Annotated in this window: 14 protein-coding genes; 4 read left to right on the top strand and 10 right to left on the bottom strand. The window is 33.1% G+C overall.

What is annotated here, in order from left to right:
• Nucleotides 1–24: 24 nt before the first annotated feature.
• The 3 genes from ITJ86_RS08920 to ITJ86_RS08910 all read left to right on the top strand — a co-directional run bounded on the left by ITJ86_RS08920 (nt 25) and on the right by ITJ86_RS08910 (nt 1,776).
• Nucleotides 25–534 carry an endonuclease V gene (locus ITJ86_RS08920; protein WP_195871288.1) on the top strand — a complete coding sequence of 170 codons (510 nt, stop codon included), beginning with the start codon at nt 25–27 and terminating at the stop codon, nt 532–534.
• 19 nt (nt 535–553) lie between these two features.
• A complete protein-coding gene (locus ITJ86_RS08915; protein ID WP_195871287.1) occupies nt 554–988 on the top strand; it encodes a hypothetical protein in 435 nt (144 codons plus the stop codon).
• 323 nt (nt 989–1,311) lie between these two features.
• Nucleotides 1,312–1,776 (top strand): DUF4168 domain-containing protein, encoded by a 465-nt coding sequence (locus ITJ86_RS08910; RefSeq protein ID WP_195871286.1) that lies wholly within the window; start codon nt 1,312–1,314, stop codon nt 1,774–1,776.
• 193 nt (nt 1,777–1,969) lie between these two features.
• Here ITJ86_RS08910 and ITJ86_RS08905 read toward each other — a convergent pair whose 3' ends face one another.
• The 10 genes from ITJ86_RS08905 to ITJ86_RS08860 all read right to left on the bottom strand — a co-directional run bounded on the left by ITJ86_RS08905 (nt 1,970) and on the right by ITJ86_RS08860 (nt 14,456).
• Nucleotides 1,970–2,740, bottom strand: coding sequence for a hypothetical protein (locus tag ITJ86_RS08905; protein WP_195871285.1), 771 nt, complete (start codon nt 2,738–2,740; stop codon nt 1,970–1,972).
• 33 nt (nt 2,741–2,773) lie between these two features.
• Nucleotides 2,774–5,149, bottom strand: a complete 2,376-nt coding sequence (locus ITJ86_RS08900) for a leucine-rich repeat domain-containing protein (RefSeq protein ID WP_195871284.1) — start codon at nt 5,147–5,149, stop codon at nt 2,774–2,776.
• Nucleotides 5,150–5,219: 70 nt separating this feature from the next.
• Nucleotides 5,220–5,594 (bottom strand): hypothetical protein, encoded by a 375-nt coding sequence (locus ITJ86_RS08895; protein WP_230080259.1) that lies wholly within the window; start codon nt 5,592–5,594, stop codon nt 5,220–5,222.
• A 76-nt stretch (nt 5,595–5,670) separates the two neighbouring features.
• Nucleotides 5,671–6,285 (bottom strand): DUF1444 family protein, encoded by a 615-nt coding sequence (locus ITJ86_RS08890; RefSeq protein WP_195871283.1) that lies wholly within the window; start codon nt 6,283–6,285, stop codon nt 5,671–5,673.
• 198 nt (nt 6,286–6,483) lie between these two features.
• Entirely contained in the window at nt 6,484–7,185 is a 702-nt protein-coding gene (locus ITJ86_RS08885) for a hypothetical protein (RefSeq protein ID WP_195871282.1), read from the bottom strand.
• A gap of 4 nt (nt 7,186–7,189) precedes the next feature.
• Nucleotides 7,190–7,705 carry a GNAT family N-acetyltransferase gene (locus ITJ86_RS08880; RefSeq protein ID WP_195871281.1) on the bottom strand — a complete coding sequence of 172 codons (516 nt, stop codon included), beginning with the start codon at nt 7,703–7,705 and terminating at the stop codon, nt 7,190–7,192.
• Between the two features lie 118 nt (nt 7,706–7,823).
• Nucleotides 7,824–8,555 (bottom strand): SIMPL domain-containing protein, encoded by a 732-nt coding sequence (locus ITJ86_RS08875; protein WP_195871280.1) that lies wholly within the window; start codon nt 8,553–8,555, stop codon nt 7,824–7,826.
• Between the two features lie 22 nt (nt 8,556–8,577).
• Nucleotides 8,578–8,910: a hypothetical protein gene (locus ITJ86_RS08870; protein WP_195871279.1), complete on the bottom strand. Its 333-nt coding sequence runs from the start codon at nt 8,908–8,910 to the stop codon at nt 8,578–8,580.
• A gap of 9 nt (nt 8,911–8,919) precedes the next feature.
• The gene (locus ITJ86_RS08865) at nt 8,920–9,333 is read right to left on the bottom strand and encodes a hypothetical protein (RefSeq protein WP_195871278.1); all 414 of its coding nucleotides are present in this window, start codon (nt 9,331–9,333) and stop codon (nt 8,920–8,922) included.
• Between the two features lie 119 nt (nt 9,334–9,452).
• The gene (locus tag ITJ86_RS08860) at nt 9,453–14,456 is read right to left on the bottom strand and encodes a DUF4132 domain-containing protein (protein ID WP_195871277.1); all 5,004 of its coding nucleotides are present in this window, start codon (nt 14,454–14,456) and stop codon (nt 9,453–9,455) included.
• A 220-nt stretch (nt 14,457–14,676) separates the two neighbouring features.
• Between ITJ86_RS08860 and ITJ86_RS08855 the strand changes: the two genes are divergently transcribed.
• Nucleotides 14,677–17,187, top strand: a complete 2,511-nt coding sequence (locus ITJ86_RS08855; RefSeq protein WP_195871276.1) for a leucine-rich repeat domain-containing protein — start codon at nt 14,677–14,679, stop codon at nt 17,185–17,187.
• Nucleotides 17,188–17,215: the final 28 nt, after the last annotated feature.

Genomic DNA, 17,215 nt, shown 5'->3' with positions numbered 1-17,215 from the left:
GAAAATGAAAACTAAACTAAAATTATGATACTCGCTTTTGATACTTATTATTACGACGGAAAAGCCAAAACCATAGCGGTAAGTTTTAACGATTGGGAAGACGACGTACCAATAAAAATTTACACTGATATTATTGAAGGTGTAGAACCGTACGAACCTGGTTCCTTTTATAAGCGCGAATTGCCGTGTATTTTAAGTCTGCTTAAACAAGTGAATTTAGAGGAGGTAGACTTAATTATCGTTGATGGTTACGTGATTCTAGAAGAAAAACATTTGGGTTTAGGGGGCTATTTGTACCAAGCTTTAGACCATAAAATTCCGGTTGTTGGAATTGCGAAATCTGAGTTTGTGTCTAAAACGTCTGTATTTAAGGAAGTGTGTCGTGGCGAAAGTAAAAAACCATTGTATGTAACTTCTATTGGTACAGATAGAGATGAGGTTTGTAACGCCATAGAGCGTATGCACGGTAAATACCGAATGCCAACATTACTACAAATTGTAGATACAAAAACAAAAGAAAATACGAAGAACTAATATTAAAAAAAATATAATTATGAGTACAGATTTTATTATAGAAAGCATTGATCTTGCTAAGAACTTGTTTAGAAAAAATTATAGAGATTTCATTTCAGAAAAACCGAGAACAGTTACTGTAGAAGATGAAGATTTTAAACTATTTAGTTTTGAGAAAATGATTTCCTTAACAAATATTGATGGTATGGAAGTGAGTGAAGCTCGTGCCTTAAGAGCTCATGCCATTACATTAAATGATATTATGGGATCTACGATGTACGACCAAAAAGGAAAACAATGGTCTACTTTAATGTTATCTGCGAGCATCACTATTGGTAAAAATTCAGAAGGGGATTTGTTATTTGTTGATAGACACGATGGTAAAACACTTTATATTTTTCGTCACGATGATGGAGGTTTATTTAAAACCAAAATGACGTTACACAAATTAATTAAAGCCTATTCAGCAGAATAAGCCTTAAGAATAAAAATACTGTTACTCAATTTAAGAAAGTCCAATAACGCCATGTCATTGGACTTTTTGATGTATTAATACTTAACAGCTTTGACAACAGTGTGAGTACTAAACCCTAATAGTTCTTTAAGGGAGATTTTATTTATGATACTAAATTCCCGATGCGCCTTATAGTTTAAAGTAATATTCTTACAAAATATTTTGCCTATTAAAGGTTTCTTAAAAAGCCTTAAATTATTATAAAGTAACGTTAAGACCGACGTTTTAATTGTTGGTATATAATATAACTTATAAGTTTGAGTAAATCTTATAAAACAATTACTATGATTAAATCACTGAAAAACAAAAGTTTATTTCTATTCGCCTTTATTGTGGGATCGATGAGTCTTTTTGCTCAAGAACAAGACGTTTCTGATAAGGAATTGGGACAATTTGCTGATGCCTTTACAGAGGTTCAAATTCAAAATCAGAAATCCCAACAGAAAATGATAGCCGTAATTAAAGAAGAAGGTCTAGAGGTAGAGCGCTTTAATGAAATTCAACAGGCGGTTATGGATCCAAATAAAGAATCGGATGCTACGGAAGCTGAAAAAGAAAAGCATGGAAATGCAACAAGTAAATTAGAAAAAATGCAACCTGAAATTGAAAAAGAGGTTATTGCGAGTATAGAGTCTACAGGAATTTCTATAAATGATTACGAGTCTCTTGCTGCAAAAATTCAACAAGATCAAGGTCTTCAACAACGATTACAAGCTATTATTGTAAAGCGTCAAGGCGATAAGTCTTAAGCTTACGAGATATAACAGAAATTAATTGTAATTTTAGTTATAATATAAAAGCCAAGTTTCTTTCTTCTGAAGAAACTTGGCTTTTATATTTTTAGGTAAGGCAATATTAACTTCTCATAACTTTACATGAATTCCATATAGAGAATATTATATGTTATGACGTGTTTAATTTGCTTTTCTTTTAGTCCTGAAATTACTCTGTATATCTTAAAAACAAATGATTTTTATCTTTAATGATGTCTGCTAATTTTTCAAACTCTGATTCTGTGGTATTATACAATTTTGCTAAGTCAATTACCAATGTTTTTAATTCATTGTCTTCTAATTTTTCATTTCTAATAAATCCTAAAAAAGAAGCCCCTATGCCAAAAAGTTCAAGATTATAGGTGTCAAAGAGGTGTTTTGATAACGCATAATTTTCAAAAGGACTGAAGTCGGCATCAAAATATCCATTCGGAAAGCCAGTAAGTCCTTCGTATGGTTTATCAACAGGAAGAATTTTAAGAATCACCTGTTGGTCTAAAAAAGCCAATGGAGATTCATTAATGTTTTCTAAATCTAAAACATCGTCATCAGAATTGTCTATGCCTTTTTCACAAATGGTTTTAAAATCAATACCTTTTGTTTGTTTCAAAAAGTTTTCTCGGATAATAAAATATTCAGAAGGTGTAGAAAGGTGCCCCAAATGCTCGTCATCTTCATCATAACAAGCTTCATCGAGTCCAGATAAATCATAACCGTCTGTATCTAGCAGAGAATTGTAATCACAAGCATGACCGCTAGTATATTCGGCTTGACCTAAATCATCAAGCGTTAGGATTATGGTTTTGTCAGGATGATTTTGTTTATAGGTTTGATAAACGTCCATAAGTTCTTCGTACGACTTTATGTTTTCGATTAAAAAACTGTCAAATAATTTTTCTTGGTAAGGCTCTCGAGTTCTAATTAATTTTTCTATGTTCATAGTTTTGGTTTAAATACTAAATAGCATCAAAAATTATACATTTGCTTCTTTACTGAATTCTTTTTTCAACTCCGTATAACCTGGTGTTATTAAGTTGTTGTATTTTTTTTGATTCATATTATATCCATCAAAACCAGAGATGTAATATTTTAGTTCTTTCAGTTTTAGTTTCTGAAAGTATTCTGGCACGGCATTTTCAAACTTACAACCATCAATATCTAAACGTTCTAAATGAGGTAAATCGGCTATCCAAGTTGGTAAATCTACAAAGTCATTTCCGCCTAAGGATAAGGTTTTTAAAGTGGTCATATGCTGAATGAATTCTGGCAACACTTCAAATTTATGGTTGATTAAAAACTCGGTTAGTTTTAATTCTGAAATACGCTCCGGAATACTATTTACCTCGTCACTAATGCCTCTAAAACTTAATTTTTTCAAGGCTTTAAACTGATTTAATTTTGAGTAGCCTTCCATTCCAAATTGATAACTTAAAGCGATGTATAAAGATTCTAAAACAGGTGCTTCTAAAGTTTCAAGACTTTCAAAAGTGGTATAACTTAAATCTAAAGCTTTTAAATTCGGCAACGTTACTTTAGGAAACGTAGTTGAAACGTCATAATGTGCCATATTTAAGCCCTCTAAATTGGGCATATTTTTAATAATAGATTCTAAGTTGTCGCCTTTATAAAAATCTAATTTAAAATATTTTAATTGAGGCGCAGGTTTAGACGTTAAAGGCACAAGACTAGCTTCATTATTATCTAAATGTAAATGCTCTAAGTTTATACAATAGAGAAGTACATCTTTAAAATGACCGGTATTGGTATAAGCTTTTAGTGTGGTTAATAGTTTTGGTTTTGGTAAGTATTGCGTTAAATCTTCTTGCGTATTTTCGCATTCATTAATACCCGAAAAATGAAGCGATTTAGTTATTAAGTTGCTAAATAAAACCTTAGGTTCTTCAATAGCTAAATTCCCAAAATAAGCCTGTTCTGTTTCAAGTAATTTTTCAGCAGGAACATAGGCTTTAATATCAAATAGGTATAATTCTTTTATTTTAGAAGGTAAATTAGCAGCATTTAATACCAATTCACGACAACTATTAAAACTTAAATACTCTAAATATTCCAAGTCTTTTAAACCTTCAGGAATACTATCTATACTGGCGCCGTACATTTTTAAATAGCGTAATTGCGTACATTTTTCAATATCTTGAAACAAGGTTTCCATATGAATTCCTTGATGAATATCGATAGCTTTAAGTGTTGTTAATTGTCCGAAACCGAGTGTGACTTCAGAAAAATCTGTGATATATTGAATTATTATTTTTTCTAAAGAGGTAAAGCGTTCAGGATGAGATAATACGTAATTTAAGGTTTTAGTATCTCTGATTAATAATTCAGTATTTGGAATGACCGTATTTCCTGGTACAATTTGTAAACTATCATCTAAAGTGATGTATTCACAGCTCTTGGTAAATATTTGATTGTCTTCAATGGTTTTAATTAGAGGAATTGCTTTAAACTTAAGAACAAAAAGCTTGTTTAAATTGTGAAAGACCTTTGGTATTTCAACTAACAGTGGACATTTAAATAAATTAAACTTTTCAAGGTTTACGAGTGTAGCAATACTTTTAGGAAGATTTGTTAAGTGTTCTAATCTTATAAAATCTAATTCTTTTAAACTTGTAGGAAGTTGTAATTGAGAAGTGTCTTTTAAATTGACGACGTAGAAGCCTAATTCTTCTAGTTTTGTGAGTTTTTCTAGCTGAAGCGACGCTTGGAAATCTGTTTCTATGTCGCTTAATTCTAGTTCTTTTATGTTTTTTAAAGACCAAAACGATTCAGGAAAGGAAGCGAGTTTTGGTAATTCTAGAGTAACACTTTCTAGTAGTTGTAAATTCCCTATGGAAACGGGTAATGCTTGGTAATCGCCTTTAATTTCTAAAGCCGTTAAAGAAGTAATATCACAAATTTCTCTTGGCAAACCATTAGTAAATACATTGGCTATTTTTAGTCTGGTAACACCGTTTAAACGCGAAATAAGATCGGGTTGCTTTTCTAGTGTTTCTGCAATACTTTTTGTTCTAATAGAAAGCAAAGAAAATTGAAAAGCGTTGTAGATTTTACCTATGGGAAATAATGGGTCTTTAAGTCCATACTTAAGCAAGGTCTCTAAGATTTCTCCTGAATTTTCACCATCTTCAGGCAATTTATTACGGGTTTTAAAAGCCGCAATAATCTCTGCTGTACCATATTGCTCTATAGTTTTAGTAATTTCTGAAACAATAATTTCATCTCTAGACGTTTTACCAATAGCAAAAAGCTCATATAAATAAGCTTTTGGATAATTGGGTTGCGTCTGTAATTGCTTGTAATATCTAGTAAGGTTGGAAGGGTTTAGAATCATTGTATAAAGTTATAATCTAAAGCGTTAGTTATTCTTAGGTTAAAAAGAATTTAGGTAATGTGAAAAGATATTAAGCCGACATACGGTTAATTGCTTCCATACGTTTTAAAATAATAGGCACAAACAAAGCAAATTTTGCATTAAATTCTTCTTGTGTTTTAGCCGTGTTAAGGTTTTCACCCATAGTTACCCAGGTAGCAAACAAAGCATCTTCAAAATTAGCCCCATTGGTATCTATATTTAAAGCTTTAATAAGATTGAAATTTTCATCTTGGTTGTAAAATCCTGATGCATTCACAATGTCGAAGACGAGCTCAAAAATGCTTCTTGTATCTAAAAGTTCATTGATTTTAACTTCGGTTTCCTTGGAAGCGCTCACCGACTCAAAAACATCTACCATTAAATTTTGTACTCTACCGTTAATACTGAAATCTAGATTTTTCAATTGTTGTGTGTTTAAGGTTTAAAATAATTACCGATGCTTGTACATCGGTAATTATGGTTTTAATAAATTCTAGAAATTATAAAGGAATATGTCCTACAATACTACCGTCTTTTACAATAAAAAATGAATTTGTAATAGGTGCGTTACCAAAACTATCATCTTGCCAAGTATGGTTGTGCAAAAAAGCAAACTTATTAATAGTGTCTTCATCTGCTTGTCTAGAAATAATAGTCATACAAGTTCTTCTAGGGATAGATACTAGTAATTCTTCAGCGTCTAACATAGCATGTGCTTTTAGCATATGCGTTCTAGAAAGAATGGCTTCACTAGAAAAGTCGTTTCCGTTAGCACCAACGGCTTTATTATCTAATGCTCCAACAAATTCTAATCCTGGATCGCAGTTCTCTAAATTGGTGAAGGCTTCTTGCGTAATTTGTTTAGCATCCATAGTTTCTAAATGCTGTTTGGTTAAAAACACAAAGTTGTCAGGTGTATCCATACCGTAACCAATTACAACTTCAGCACCATCTTCAGACGGAATTAAAGTTGAACTCAATGCGCCTGCTTTTAATCCAACCCAGTCGCCAGGTTTTAAAATAGGATAGATTTTTTTATCGCTATTTTCAGTTTGCTCTACTATTTTAGCTATTTCTTCAGGTGTTTTTTCTGGTCCGTGAATGGTATTACTCATAATATTGAATGTTTTTTGTTTCATACAAAATTAGAGCAACACTTCTTTTTTTTTATCACTGTTTTCAGCCATTATGAGATTTAGTGGTTTATCTAAACAGGATGTTTTTATTTAATTTATTGAAAAAGAAAAGCTGTTCTTACGAATAAGAACAGCTTAATTATATCTGACAATTAGCATGTTTGGTGCTGACGATATTTACGGACAGTCTAATGACGAAATTAAAAACAGGCCATCTTTATTTTTACTTATTGCCACACTGCGTGTGATGCCTACTCCTTTAAATAGGTATTGGTTGTCTTTCTTTTCTATAAACTTAGGCATGAGAATAAAATTTCCTTTTGAAGTGATATCAATTTTAGGATTATGCACAGGTAATTGGTGATAGACTTCATGCAATCTCATGTCTTTATATAGATACGTGTTCTCAAAACAATCATTAAAATCGGTATAGGTATGAACGATATGCTCATAGGTGGTTATATCTTCCTCAATTTCAAAAGGCTTATTGTTAAAATTTTCAATTCTTTTATCCGTTGTTTTATGTATTAGTTTTCCTTTAAAATCAGGAATAAAAACGCTATCGTATACCTGTTCTAATTGAGGTCTAAAAGTTGTCAAGTCTGAACTGTGAATAAAGCCAGAACAGCCTTGATGTTTTACTTTAATAAAATGTCCATGAAGTCGAAAGCCTTCACCAATGTGTATGGATTGTTTGGTTTCAAGAATGTGCTCTGCAACAATTTTATCTCCAACGGTTATGCGTTTTATCAATTTTGAATCTAACGCAGGTTTATCGTAAAGTTGCGCTCCAAAAACATTGATGACAAAGAAGGTGTTTTTGTCACTTTTCTCTTTTGAAGAATTATCCGTTGTCGTTTCAAGACCTGCGCTTTTCATTGTTTTAATATTCTAAATACATAATATGATTAGGATTGCTATGCGTCTCCGATATTTTAAAATCAAAAGCGCCTACAATTTTAAAGCCCATGGTCTGATAAAATTTTACAGCCTTTTGGTTTTCTGTCCAAACCGCAAGCCAAATGCCATTCTGATGCTGTTTTTTTGATAGTTCAATAGTAAATTGAAACAATTTAGCCCCTACTTGTTTGCCGTGAAACGCTTCTAAAAGATAGATGCGGTCTAACTTCGTAATTTTTAAATCAGCTATGTTTTTGTTGGTTGTATCTAATTGAATTTTTGAAAATCCTGCAATAACACCATCACAAGAAATAAGATGATAACAGACTTTCTCATTGTTAAATTCTTCTAGGATAGCTTCCTTGTTATACGTTCTAGAAATATAAGTTTCTATGTCGGCTTTAGAAGCACTATGTCCGTGAGACTCTCTAAACGCTTGTGTTCCGATGTCTACAATGAGTTTAGAATGTGAGGCGTTTGCTTTTATAATTTCAACCATTGTAATGTGTTTTACTTCGCTCTACTGAAGGTCTTTTTTGAATATTTAATTTCAGATATAAAGAAAGGTATTCTCATGGATAAGAATACCTTTTTTAACATATAAATCGAGTAGGGGATTAGTCTACTTTGTAAACTAATTTCATAGTAATAGAAGCTGTTTTTTCTCTAGAACTGGTGTTTAAAGTACCACCCCAAGAATAATCTTCGCCTGAATTTTGTCCTGTAATTTGAAAGATTCCCATTTTAGCCGATTCTAAATCGCTCAATTCGCCTCCTGAAAACTCTGCAATTTTTTCGGCACGTAATCTCGCGTCTTCGGTCGCTTTAGAAATCATTTCAATTTTAAGGTCAGCTAATTTGGTGTAATAATAGCGTGGTGCTTGCGAATAGAACTGAACACCTTGATTTAATAATTCGGTGATCTCTCTAGAGACTTTCTCTATTTTATCGACGTCCTCAGATTTAATTTCTAAAGACTGGGTTAATTCATAACCCACAAATTCCTCGCCTGCATAATCACCATTAATAGTGTATAATTGCTTGGTTTTTTGTCGGGTTTGCACAGCAGAATAGACAATCTCTTCAGATGGAATTCCTTTCTTTTGTAAATAGGTATTTATAATACTTTTATTCTCCTCTAGAGAGATATAAGCTTGTTTTAAATCTATACTTGTAGAACCAAAACTCCCTTCCCAAACAATTAAATCGGAAGAGAAATCTGTTTTTCCTAGGCCTGTAACTTGAATTTCACCGTCTTTTTTATTTCGGTCGGTATAGGCTTTTCCTAAGAAAATGGAAGATGCAACGATGGCTATTCCAAAAATAATGGCGTTTGAATAATTTTTCATGATGTTTATATTTTGAATTTGTTTATTTAATGGTTGTGATTTTATCTGTATTTAAAGTTTTAAGTTCAATAGTTTTGGAATCTTTAGATTGAAACGTGCCGTGTCCGGAAACCTGTTTTGTGTATTGGGAATGGTCATCACCAAAAGATAATCCAGCTTCGACATCAAATTGAAAATTAGCGTGTTGAAATGTGAATGTTTTATCATCACTATTTATGGTAACATCTTCTGGTTTTAGAGTGACGTTCCATAAGCTTGAAGCATAATTCCCCAAATTGGTATTGGCTAATAATGCTGCCCAAACCGAATGCTCATTCATGATTTGTTCTGCTAAGTCTTGTTCAAAGGTTTTCATAGCTACAATTTACCAATAGGTGCCGACTAAAAATGTAAGTCTGATAAAGGCAACGACACTATTAGACGTAAGTTGTAGCGGTGCTTTTAAATCGGTGATTTCATCATCGTTTACAAAAACCACGAATAATCCGTCTTTAAAGGCTAGCAAGACATTGTCTATAGCTTCTTGATAATTGGCTAGTGTTGTGTTGGAAATCTCTCCAAAATCAACTTTACCCCTTTGGGCTTGTTCTTGTATTTCGGCTGGACTTAAAAATCCGATGACGTTTACTTCGGTTCGTTTTTTATTATACGCCTCTACTTGATGGTTGACACAGCCAATTAATAATTCTTCTAAGTTTTTAGGATGCGATTCTAAGGTAAAAGGCACTTCTTTTACTTTTTTCTTTCCTAGTCTTTTAAGTTGTAATGTCAGTTCCATTGGTATACGGATTTTTTTTGCGTTAGGGATTGCCGTGGAAAGCCCACAGTGCGATAGCACGAGGACTTGTAACAGAAAGCCCGACCTCGCCTAAGCGAGGTAACGCCCTAATACTATTATTAACTATTAATTTGTGCCAAAATCGTTGGATCTTGGATTTTGTTATCTTCTGCAAGTAATTTCATTTTAGAAATAATTTCTGCCGATTTTGGATCTTCGTCTACAAATGGCAAGAACATACGTCCGCGATGCTGACTGTGCACCGGAATGATGGATAATGCCAATCCGTTTTTGCTCACTAAACCACTACCTAAATGAATGGTATACTCGCCTAAAGTTCCTTTTATAAAAATATGACGCTCTTTAACCGTGATGTTTGGAAGCTTGAATAATTGAGCCGAAGCTTTGGCCAAGGCAGCACGCATTTCCATTGTACTATGGCTGGCTTCTGGGTCTACACCACCAACGTGCGCAACGCTAACTACCAAATCAATGTCTCGCAAAATTTCGCTAAAAATTACTGGCGGAATCTCTGTAAGTGGAATGTTTTTATAGCTATCTATAGCGTGAAATTGAATCACTTCTAAAGTTGGTGCTTCTGTGTCTGATGGTGAAAACCAATCTGCCATAGCGTACATTGTAGCAATAAAACCTTGCTTGTGATATACTTTTTGTAAGCCGTCCTCCATACTCACCGTCCAACCACGACCACGTAATAAAGCAATCGTTTTTTTAGGTTGAATTTGATGCCCTTGGTAACGCTCAGACCTGTTACTATGCTCACGCTCGTCATTAGTGATTAAATACAGCTCTCTAAAAATTTGTTTAAAGGGTTGGGTAATGCGCTCTGCAAACACATATTTCTGATACAAATCCCAAGCAACCGATTGGTGTAGATGAGAGGCGTGTGCAATAAGCAACACATCGTCTTCTGCCAATGCTTGTACTTTACCATCGGTATCTACCAAGGTGCCATTGTTGTAAAAACCGGAAATTTCTTTTTCTGGCACATACAATACTAAGTTTTGCAACATGGCTTTTACAATAGGATGTTGCATTAACTCGTGAATTTCTTTAGCCGCAAATTCATCTTCATTAACCATTGCGTTTTCTAATGATAAACGCGTTCTGCTGTATTGTTTAGATAGGTAGTTTTTATTTTCTTTTAAAGCGACGACTTGCTTGTCTTTACGCAGTTTTGCTGGTATGTTTTTTAGAGTTTTACCGGCTTTGGTCACTTTAATTGTGGTTTTACCTAAGTCTGTAATACCAAGTTCTATAACTGTTTCATCTATAGTGACTACCGCGTTTTCCATAATGGCTTGTGTGCCTTTGGCCTCCATTGCCCAACTGAAACGCACGCGGTCTTTATACCCTGCATTACGAGATAAATTGTCTAATGCAATTTCTACAGCGGTAGCTTCACTTTCTTGACGTTGCGCTCCAAATTGTTTGCTTTCTTTTAAAAAGGTTTGCAACAGGTTGTAACGTTTTAATAAATCTTTTTCTGGTACGGTTTTACTTAACGGAATTAAACCTAAAGCGCGCACGTAATCTTTATCACGTTTGTCTTTAATTTTCTTTAGTGTTTCGGTGATTTTAACTTCACCAAGCATCACGCTAGAATAGAGTTTTACTTGTCTATGCCCATTACCATCGGTAATATATTTGGCGGCATCGTGAAGCAGTTTCCAATTAGTTTTTCCTAAATTTTTGTACACTTTATTAAACCAATCGATATCTATGGCACCAAGTGCAAAGTCGTTTTTAGGAATGTTAGAATAACGCGCGATAATGGTTTCTTTTTCGCTATTCATATATTCTGAAGCGTGCGCTTGAAACCACCAAACGGCATTTTCTAGATTTTCAATTTTTAAATATTCACCCACAACATTGGCCCATTGTGTGGCGTAACATGCTAATTCTATCAAGCGTTTTTTACTTACTTTAGAAGCATCGGCTAGTTTGGCAAAATCGGCATAAGATTCTGTATCTTTAAAGGCCGTTCGTTTAAGAATTGTACTGAATTTTGATTTTTTACTGTCGCCGTAATAACTATAACCACGCTCAAACGTATCTTTTCCTAAACGTTCTAAAATGCGAAACACATAATCTACTCCTTCTACACGATGAATACTACTAATATAGCCAGAAGCCGGTGTTGCTAAATCACCACGTTCTAATTCTGTTTCTAAAAGGTTGGTTTTTAAAGGTAGAAAAACGTGTTTTGGGATGCTATTACGTTTTAATCCTTTATTAAAGTTCATTCTGTAATTAAAACCACCATCCATAATGCTCATTATAGAATGATTGTTCAGCGATTGGAATAATAAATCGTCATCATTTATTAAACCGTATCTGTATAATTTTAGGGTAACTTCTACCTCTGGAAACTTTAACGTTCTCTTATTGATATTCTCTTCGGTAAGCACTTTAATGGTAGTGGCCTCACTAGGATGTTCCATATTTTGAGCCGATAAATACATTTGAATTGCCCAATATTTATACAGTTGCTCGTTAGTTAGTTGCTCTAGATTATCTAAACCAAAATTAGGTGTATTTGCTTGTACTATGCTTGTCCAATTATAAGTTACGGTACTGTAATAGCTACTTTTCTCTTGATATTGAGTGAGTTTGTATTTTTCTGGAAAATTAGCAATCATATCCTCATATAGCTTAAACTTAAAATCACCCACCATTTTATCATCTGCGAATGCTCTAAACAAACGCTTTAGAATTTTGTTGTAGGTTTTAGATTTAGAATAATAACTTTGTGTTTCTCCTAAATTTAAACCAGACAAATCTGGATAATATTGTTGTAAATAAGGCTGAAGAATCGTGTAGGCTCCAAAAGGGGCTTCTCTGTTATTGATGTAGCGAATGACCGAATACATTTCAAAATCGTTAAGCTTGCTTTTTTCATACCAAGAAATCCAAAGGTCGGCTAGAGGTAAACTATGCAGTTGTTCTAAAGCTGTAGCATCTTCCCCTAAGTTTTTCATATCGTGAATCCCTTTGTTAAGGTACGTGGTACGCATTTCACCATCGTAGGCTAACATTTGATATTCGTGGTCGCGATGTTCTATGACTATATCAATTAATTGATTGACTTGAGTCACAATTTTCTTTACATCAATAAAATCTTTGAATTTAAACCCAGAAGCCTCTGAAGTGGAAATTCCTAGCTTATCAAAAATATTGGTCTTGGTTTTAAAATGTGACTGTGGGATGTAAAGCGGGGATAAATTATCATAATCTATAGCCCCAAAACCGTTAGTGTAATTATATTCTTCTGTGTTGTCAGAAAATTTATCGAGATAAACTTGCTCGTTTTTAGTGATTTTAGGGCGCTGTTTATAAAGTGCTATTTGCTCTTCAGTAAAATTAGACTGTCTGTTATTATCGTGTAAAATCGTTAAAATTTCTAAAGCGGCTATACGTTGTTCTATGTTTTTAGCCTGAATTAAATTAGTGGTGCTATGACGTAAAGTATCTACAGGTAAGTTTATTAATAACTGTATTAGCGAAGTCCGTAACATTTTACTTTTTCGCCTTAATAAATCTTCAATAATCTCTAACTCGGTATCGTACAAGTGCATTTTAAAGAACAGGCTTAATCCTGTAGCCATTACCAATTCGTTTCTGTTATAAATGGCTCGTCTTGCTAAAGCGCGTTTCCAAGAATTCTTATCGTAATTTAATTCTACTTTGTGCTTTATTTGTTCTTTGTTGTAGTATAACGAATAGCTGTAGTTTTTAGGAAATACTTTTCTAAAATAAGCCTCTCTAAATTCTGAAGGAAAGTCTTCAAAATCAGGTGCCATTAATTCTAATTGTGCTTCCGTAGCACTATTCATTATAAAATTGAAGAAATAGTCTGACCTTGGGATAAAACTCCACCACGAGAATATTTTACTTTCGTAAACCTTTCCTTTATCTGAAGCATTTTTAGCGACAGTAAGTAATTTTTCAAACGTAGTATCATCTAAAGACGTTTCTGGTAAGTTTACCGCCATCCAATGGTCTAAGGCGTAATCTTTTCCAATATTCTCTATAAAATAAGGTACTAGCGCATCATTTGTTTTATCAGTTTGACTCATAAAATACAACGCGAGTATCTTTTTATTTCGGTCGTCGTTGTCAAATACAATGTCTAATGCTTTTCTATTGGCTGTATCTACATCTAAAATACCAATGGCCCAAAGCCCAACAAGCACTTCAATATTATCTTTACTTTTTAAATAAGTATCTACTTCTTTTAAGTTAAAAATTAAAGATTGCGCAAGGGTTAATATACGATTGATAAGCGCTTTTTTAGGCGTTTCCCAATTCAGATTAAACCAGGTACAAACCGCTCTATTTACACTACTAAAACGGGCTAGATCATTATCTATAATAACTTGTAACATATATTTAAATGCAGTAAGACTACAGCTATCCAAAGCTTCTATTATGGTTTGGCGTAAACCTTCTTGACGTTGCGCTGCAAGTAGTAATTTGGCAACCATTTCCCAATGTTTCTCCTCTTCAGAATACAATAAGGCCTTGATAATATCTGAACTTACGCCACCAATCTCATCTTCTCCTTGAATAATATCGTCAAGCAAGGCATCAAATGCGCCTTCTGCATTGTGTAAAACAATGGCTAGAAAAAGGTCTTGGTTACCAGAAAAATACGTGTTGTATTGAAATTGTTCCACTAAAGATAATCCACCAAATCCCATTCTACTAGAATTCAGAAATGCTCTAAAACTGACTATTTTTTTGTGTATAACATCTTCGCCATCTCGCGATCTAAAGGCTTGCCTGTTATAAGAATCTTGATACGGTAAGGTGTTTATAAAATCCCACATTGCTGCTAAGTATGGCGCTTGAATAACACCATATAATTGCATTCCTAAACGCATTCCTTCTGGTGTGGTCCAAGGATTTATATTGAATGGATCTTCAAAGGCGGCAATAAAATCGTGCTGATTATAATAAACGTGTTTCTCTTTTTCTATACCACCAAGTACTTTTGCTAAAACACGATAAGGCTCAGAATACGCACGAAATTCAAACCGGTCTACGGCTGGTTTTGCGTATTTCTCCAAGTGTTTTCTAGCATCTTCTATAGGGATCATATCTCTTAAATATTTTTAACTATGGTCATTAACAATGGTTTGTCTTTTTCTAAACAAACTGAATTACTGATGGCAAGGTAAAAGAAATCTGTTTGTTTAAACTCACGGTATTTAGTGATTTTTATAAAGGCTTTTTTTTTAGGTTTCAAATATCACAGAATACAGTGACAAAACACAGCTACATTTAAAATAGGTTTGTAACATAAACTTAAACGGCCTTATGATACTTGCTAAACACGAATTTGGTTTCAACTTTTATGAAGACGAAACATCTTTTGAAAAAATTAAAGGATGTAAAAATTACCCAGAAGATTTTTATTACGAGATTTTTGTACTTGCTAAATCTACTAAAAACAAGCAGATTAGAACCGAATGTGCCAATATCATAAAAAAACAGGCACCAGAAGCTTTACAACTCGCCTTTAAGAGCCGAAAAAAAATAACGACAATACAAGATTCTCAATCTTTTAACAAGAAGCTGATCACTATATTAGAGTACGGTGTACTTTCAGAAGACTTAGACCTTTGTAAACTATACACACTTGTTTGTAAGCGTTTAACGCTTTCGCTTGAATATAGAAGTAAAGAAGTTATTGAACTTTTCATAGAAACACCACGGCTTTTAAGTCAGTTTAATGGCATTAAAGAATTAACAATTAACACTTCTAAACAGAAAGAAGGTTTTAGTAACGTTGTAAACAACATAACGCAACTTACCTCATTAGAGAAACTTGAGCTTGAAATTGATTATAAATACATACCAGAAGAACTAGAACGATTAGTTAACTTAAAAGAGTTTATACTAGCAGCACCTAATTTGGTATGGATTCCCGTAGGAATAACCAAGTTAAAAACACTTAAAAAGTTGGAGTTTAGGGGGAGTTTTTCTTTTGGTAATGACGAGCCTAATCCTAACATAGTTAACTTTACTTGGCTTAAAGAATTGACAAGTTTAAAGCATTTAAGAATAGGTTCTTTTACGGTACAAGACCTCTCTAATGTAGAGCTTCCGGCAAGTTTGAAAAAATTAGAGCTTTTTAGGTTAGAAAATATAACCGCTTTACCAGAAACACTTGGTCACTTACCAAAACTAAAAACATTAAGGCTAAGTGGTATGAGGGAGCTAGAACACTTTCCTGCATCTGTTAGTGAATTTAAAACCTTAGAGGTTTTAGAAGTTATTCATTTATCTAAATTAAAGAAAGTTCCAGCATCTTTTATTTTTGGACCAAATATTAAATGTTTACTAGGTTTCCATACAGAGTTTATGCCTTACGGTGAAACACCTGTAACTAAGCTAAAAAGAATCGATTTCACTCATCCAGAGCTTCTTAGTTTTGTATTAGATAATGCCTTGTCTTTTACTAATTTAAAAGAGATAGAAATTAATTGTGATGCACCAAAAAGAAGAAGTGCACATACGCTTTCTGCATTTAAAAAACTTAAAAATCTTAAGTATAGATTAGCACATCATTTAGAATGGGTTTTAGAGGGTGTTCACGAATGTAAAAAGCTAGAAGACGTTCTTATTTTCGGAATATACGATGCGACTAATGCCAAAATGACAAACGCTGATGTTGCTAATTTCCCTCAAGCATTTTCTAGAATAGAGCATTTGCAAACCTTAAAAGTGCACCGTGCAAAAGCATTAGTTTTAAATACAGATTATTTACCTATAAAGACAGATAGTCTTACCATTACAGATATAAAAGTCATTGAGCCAGGTGTTGAAGATTTTGAGGTAAATCATATAAAAGTAATAGATACACCTATTACCGCATTGCAAAAATTTTATTCGGTAATACGTGCTAAAAAAATGAAGTTAGGCGATGAAAATAGAGTTAAAAATGAGATTCTAGATTTTGATAATTTTAAAGACCCTGAAAACATTAAAAATTTCATATTTAATAGTAATGTAAAAGGCTTAGATAAGGCATTAAAAGCACTTTGTAATTTACAAACACTAACCATTGATTTTAATAAAGATAATGCCGAACAAAACAATGGTTTAACCGCTTATACACACCATAATTTAAAAAACTTAACCATTAAAAATTTTAATGGTGACACTAGTGTTATTAAATTATTATTAGAGCATACGCCTCATCTAGAATTTTTAGAAATTTACGATTGTGTAGGACTTGCCGACTTACCTAAAGTTACTTTAAACAAACTAAAAACACTGAAATTATTTTATAGCGATGATATACAGTCTATAGAAAACTTAACAGTGCCCAACATAGAACTTTTTAAAGTTTTATTCTGTGACAATTTTGGTTACAATGCTATGGTTACGGCATCGCATTGGAAAACGCTTAAGTTTCTTTGGTTAGAACACATTAGTAAAGATCTTGAAACCTACCCAGAGACCATTGCAGACTTAAATTTAGACACCTTTTTTATTGATGGATTTTTAACTAAAAGACAAATACCAAAATGGATAGGCAGAATGAAATCCTTACGAGTTCTAGGAATAGAACAGTTTTATTGTCCATTACCAGAAGAATTAGCCGAATTAACCCAATTAAAAATAATGAGTATCAGAGGCTGTGATTTTACAGAACAAGTCTCTGATAAATTTAAGAATCTGAATTTAGAGGATTTAATTTACAGGTATTCAAAATTTAATGGAAACAATATGAAATCCTCTAAATTTTACGCATTAGCTGGAAATAAAATATTAAAAGAGGATTTTGATAACAGAGATGAAAAATATAATCTGTACTGTTAAAGAAATTAAAGCACAACCTACCGCAATT

It is taken from the genome of Winogradskyella marina (genome assembly GCF_015645385.1).
GTDB classification, from domain to species: domain Bacteria; phylum Bacteroidota; class Bacteroidia; order Flavobacteriales; family Flavobacteriaceae; genus Winogradskyella; species Winogradskyella marina.
The sequence above is the reverse complement of the archived record's forward strand: the minus strand, read 5'-3'. Positions and strand labels throughout refer to the sequence as shown.

Excerpts from the sequence above, each read along its gene's own strand:
- ITJ86_RS08920 (WP_195871288.1), top strand. The coding sequence starts at position 25 with ATGATACTCGCTTTTGATACTTATTATTACGACGGAAAAGCCAAAACC.
- ITJ86_RS08915 (WP_195871287.1), top strand. The coding sequence starts at position 554 with ATGAGTACAGATTTTATTATAGAAAGCATTGATCTTGCTAAGAACTTG.
- ITJ86_RS08910 (WP_195871286.1), top strand. The coding sequence starts at position 1,312 with ATGATTAAATCACTGAAAAACAAAAGTTTATTTCTATTCGCCTTTATT.
- ITJ86_RS08905 (WP_195871285.1), bottom strand. The coding sequence starts at position 2,740 with ATGAACATAGAAAAATTAATTAGAACTCGAGAGCCTTACCAAGAAAAA.
- ITJ86_RS08900 (WP_195871284.1), bottom strand. The coding sequence starts at position 5,149 with ATGATTCTAAACCCTTCCAACCTTACTAGATATTACAAGCAATTACAG.
- ITJ86_RS08890 (WP_195871283.1), bottom strand. The coding sequence starts at position 6,285 with ATGAGTAATACCATTCACGGACCAGAAAAAACACCTGAAGAAATAGCT.
- ITJ86_RS08885 (WP_195871282.1), bottom strand. The coding sequence starts at position 7,185 with ATGAAAAGCGCAGGTCTTGAAACGACAACGGATAATTCTTCAAAAGAG.
- ITJ86_RS08880 (WP_195871281.1), bottom strand. The coding sequence starts at position 7,705 with ATGGTTGAAATTATAAAAGCAAACGCCTCACATTCTAAACTCATTGTA.
- ITJ86_RS08875 (WP_195871280.1), bottom strand. The coding sequence starts at position 8,555 with ATGAAAAATTATTCAAACGCCATTATTTTTGGAATAGCCATCGTTGCA.
- ITJ86_RS08870 (WP_195871279.1), bottom strand. The coding sequence starts at position 8,910 with ATGAAAACCTTTGAACAAGACTTAGCAGAACAAATCATGAATGAGCAT.
- ITJ86_RS08865 (WP_195871278.1), bottom strand. The coding sequence starts at position 9,333 with ATGGAACTGACATTACAACTTAAAAGACTAGGAAAGAAAAAAGTAAAA.
- ITJ86_RS08860 (WP_195871277.1), bottom strand. The coding sequence starts at position 14,456 with ATGATCCCTATAGAAGATGCTAGAAAACACTTGGAGAAATACGCAAAA.
- ITJ86_RS08855 (WP_195871276.1), top strand. The coding sequence starts at position 14,677 with ATGATACTTGCTAAACACGAATTTGGTTTCAACTTTTATGAAGACGAA.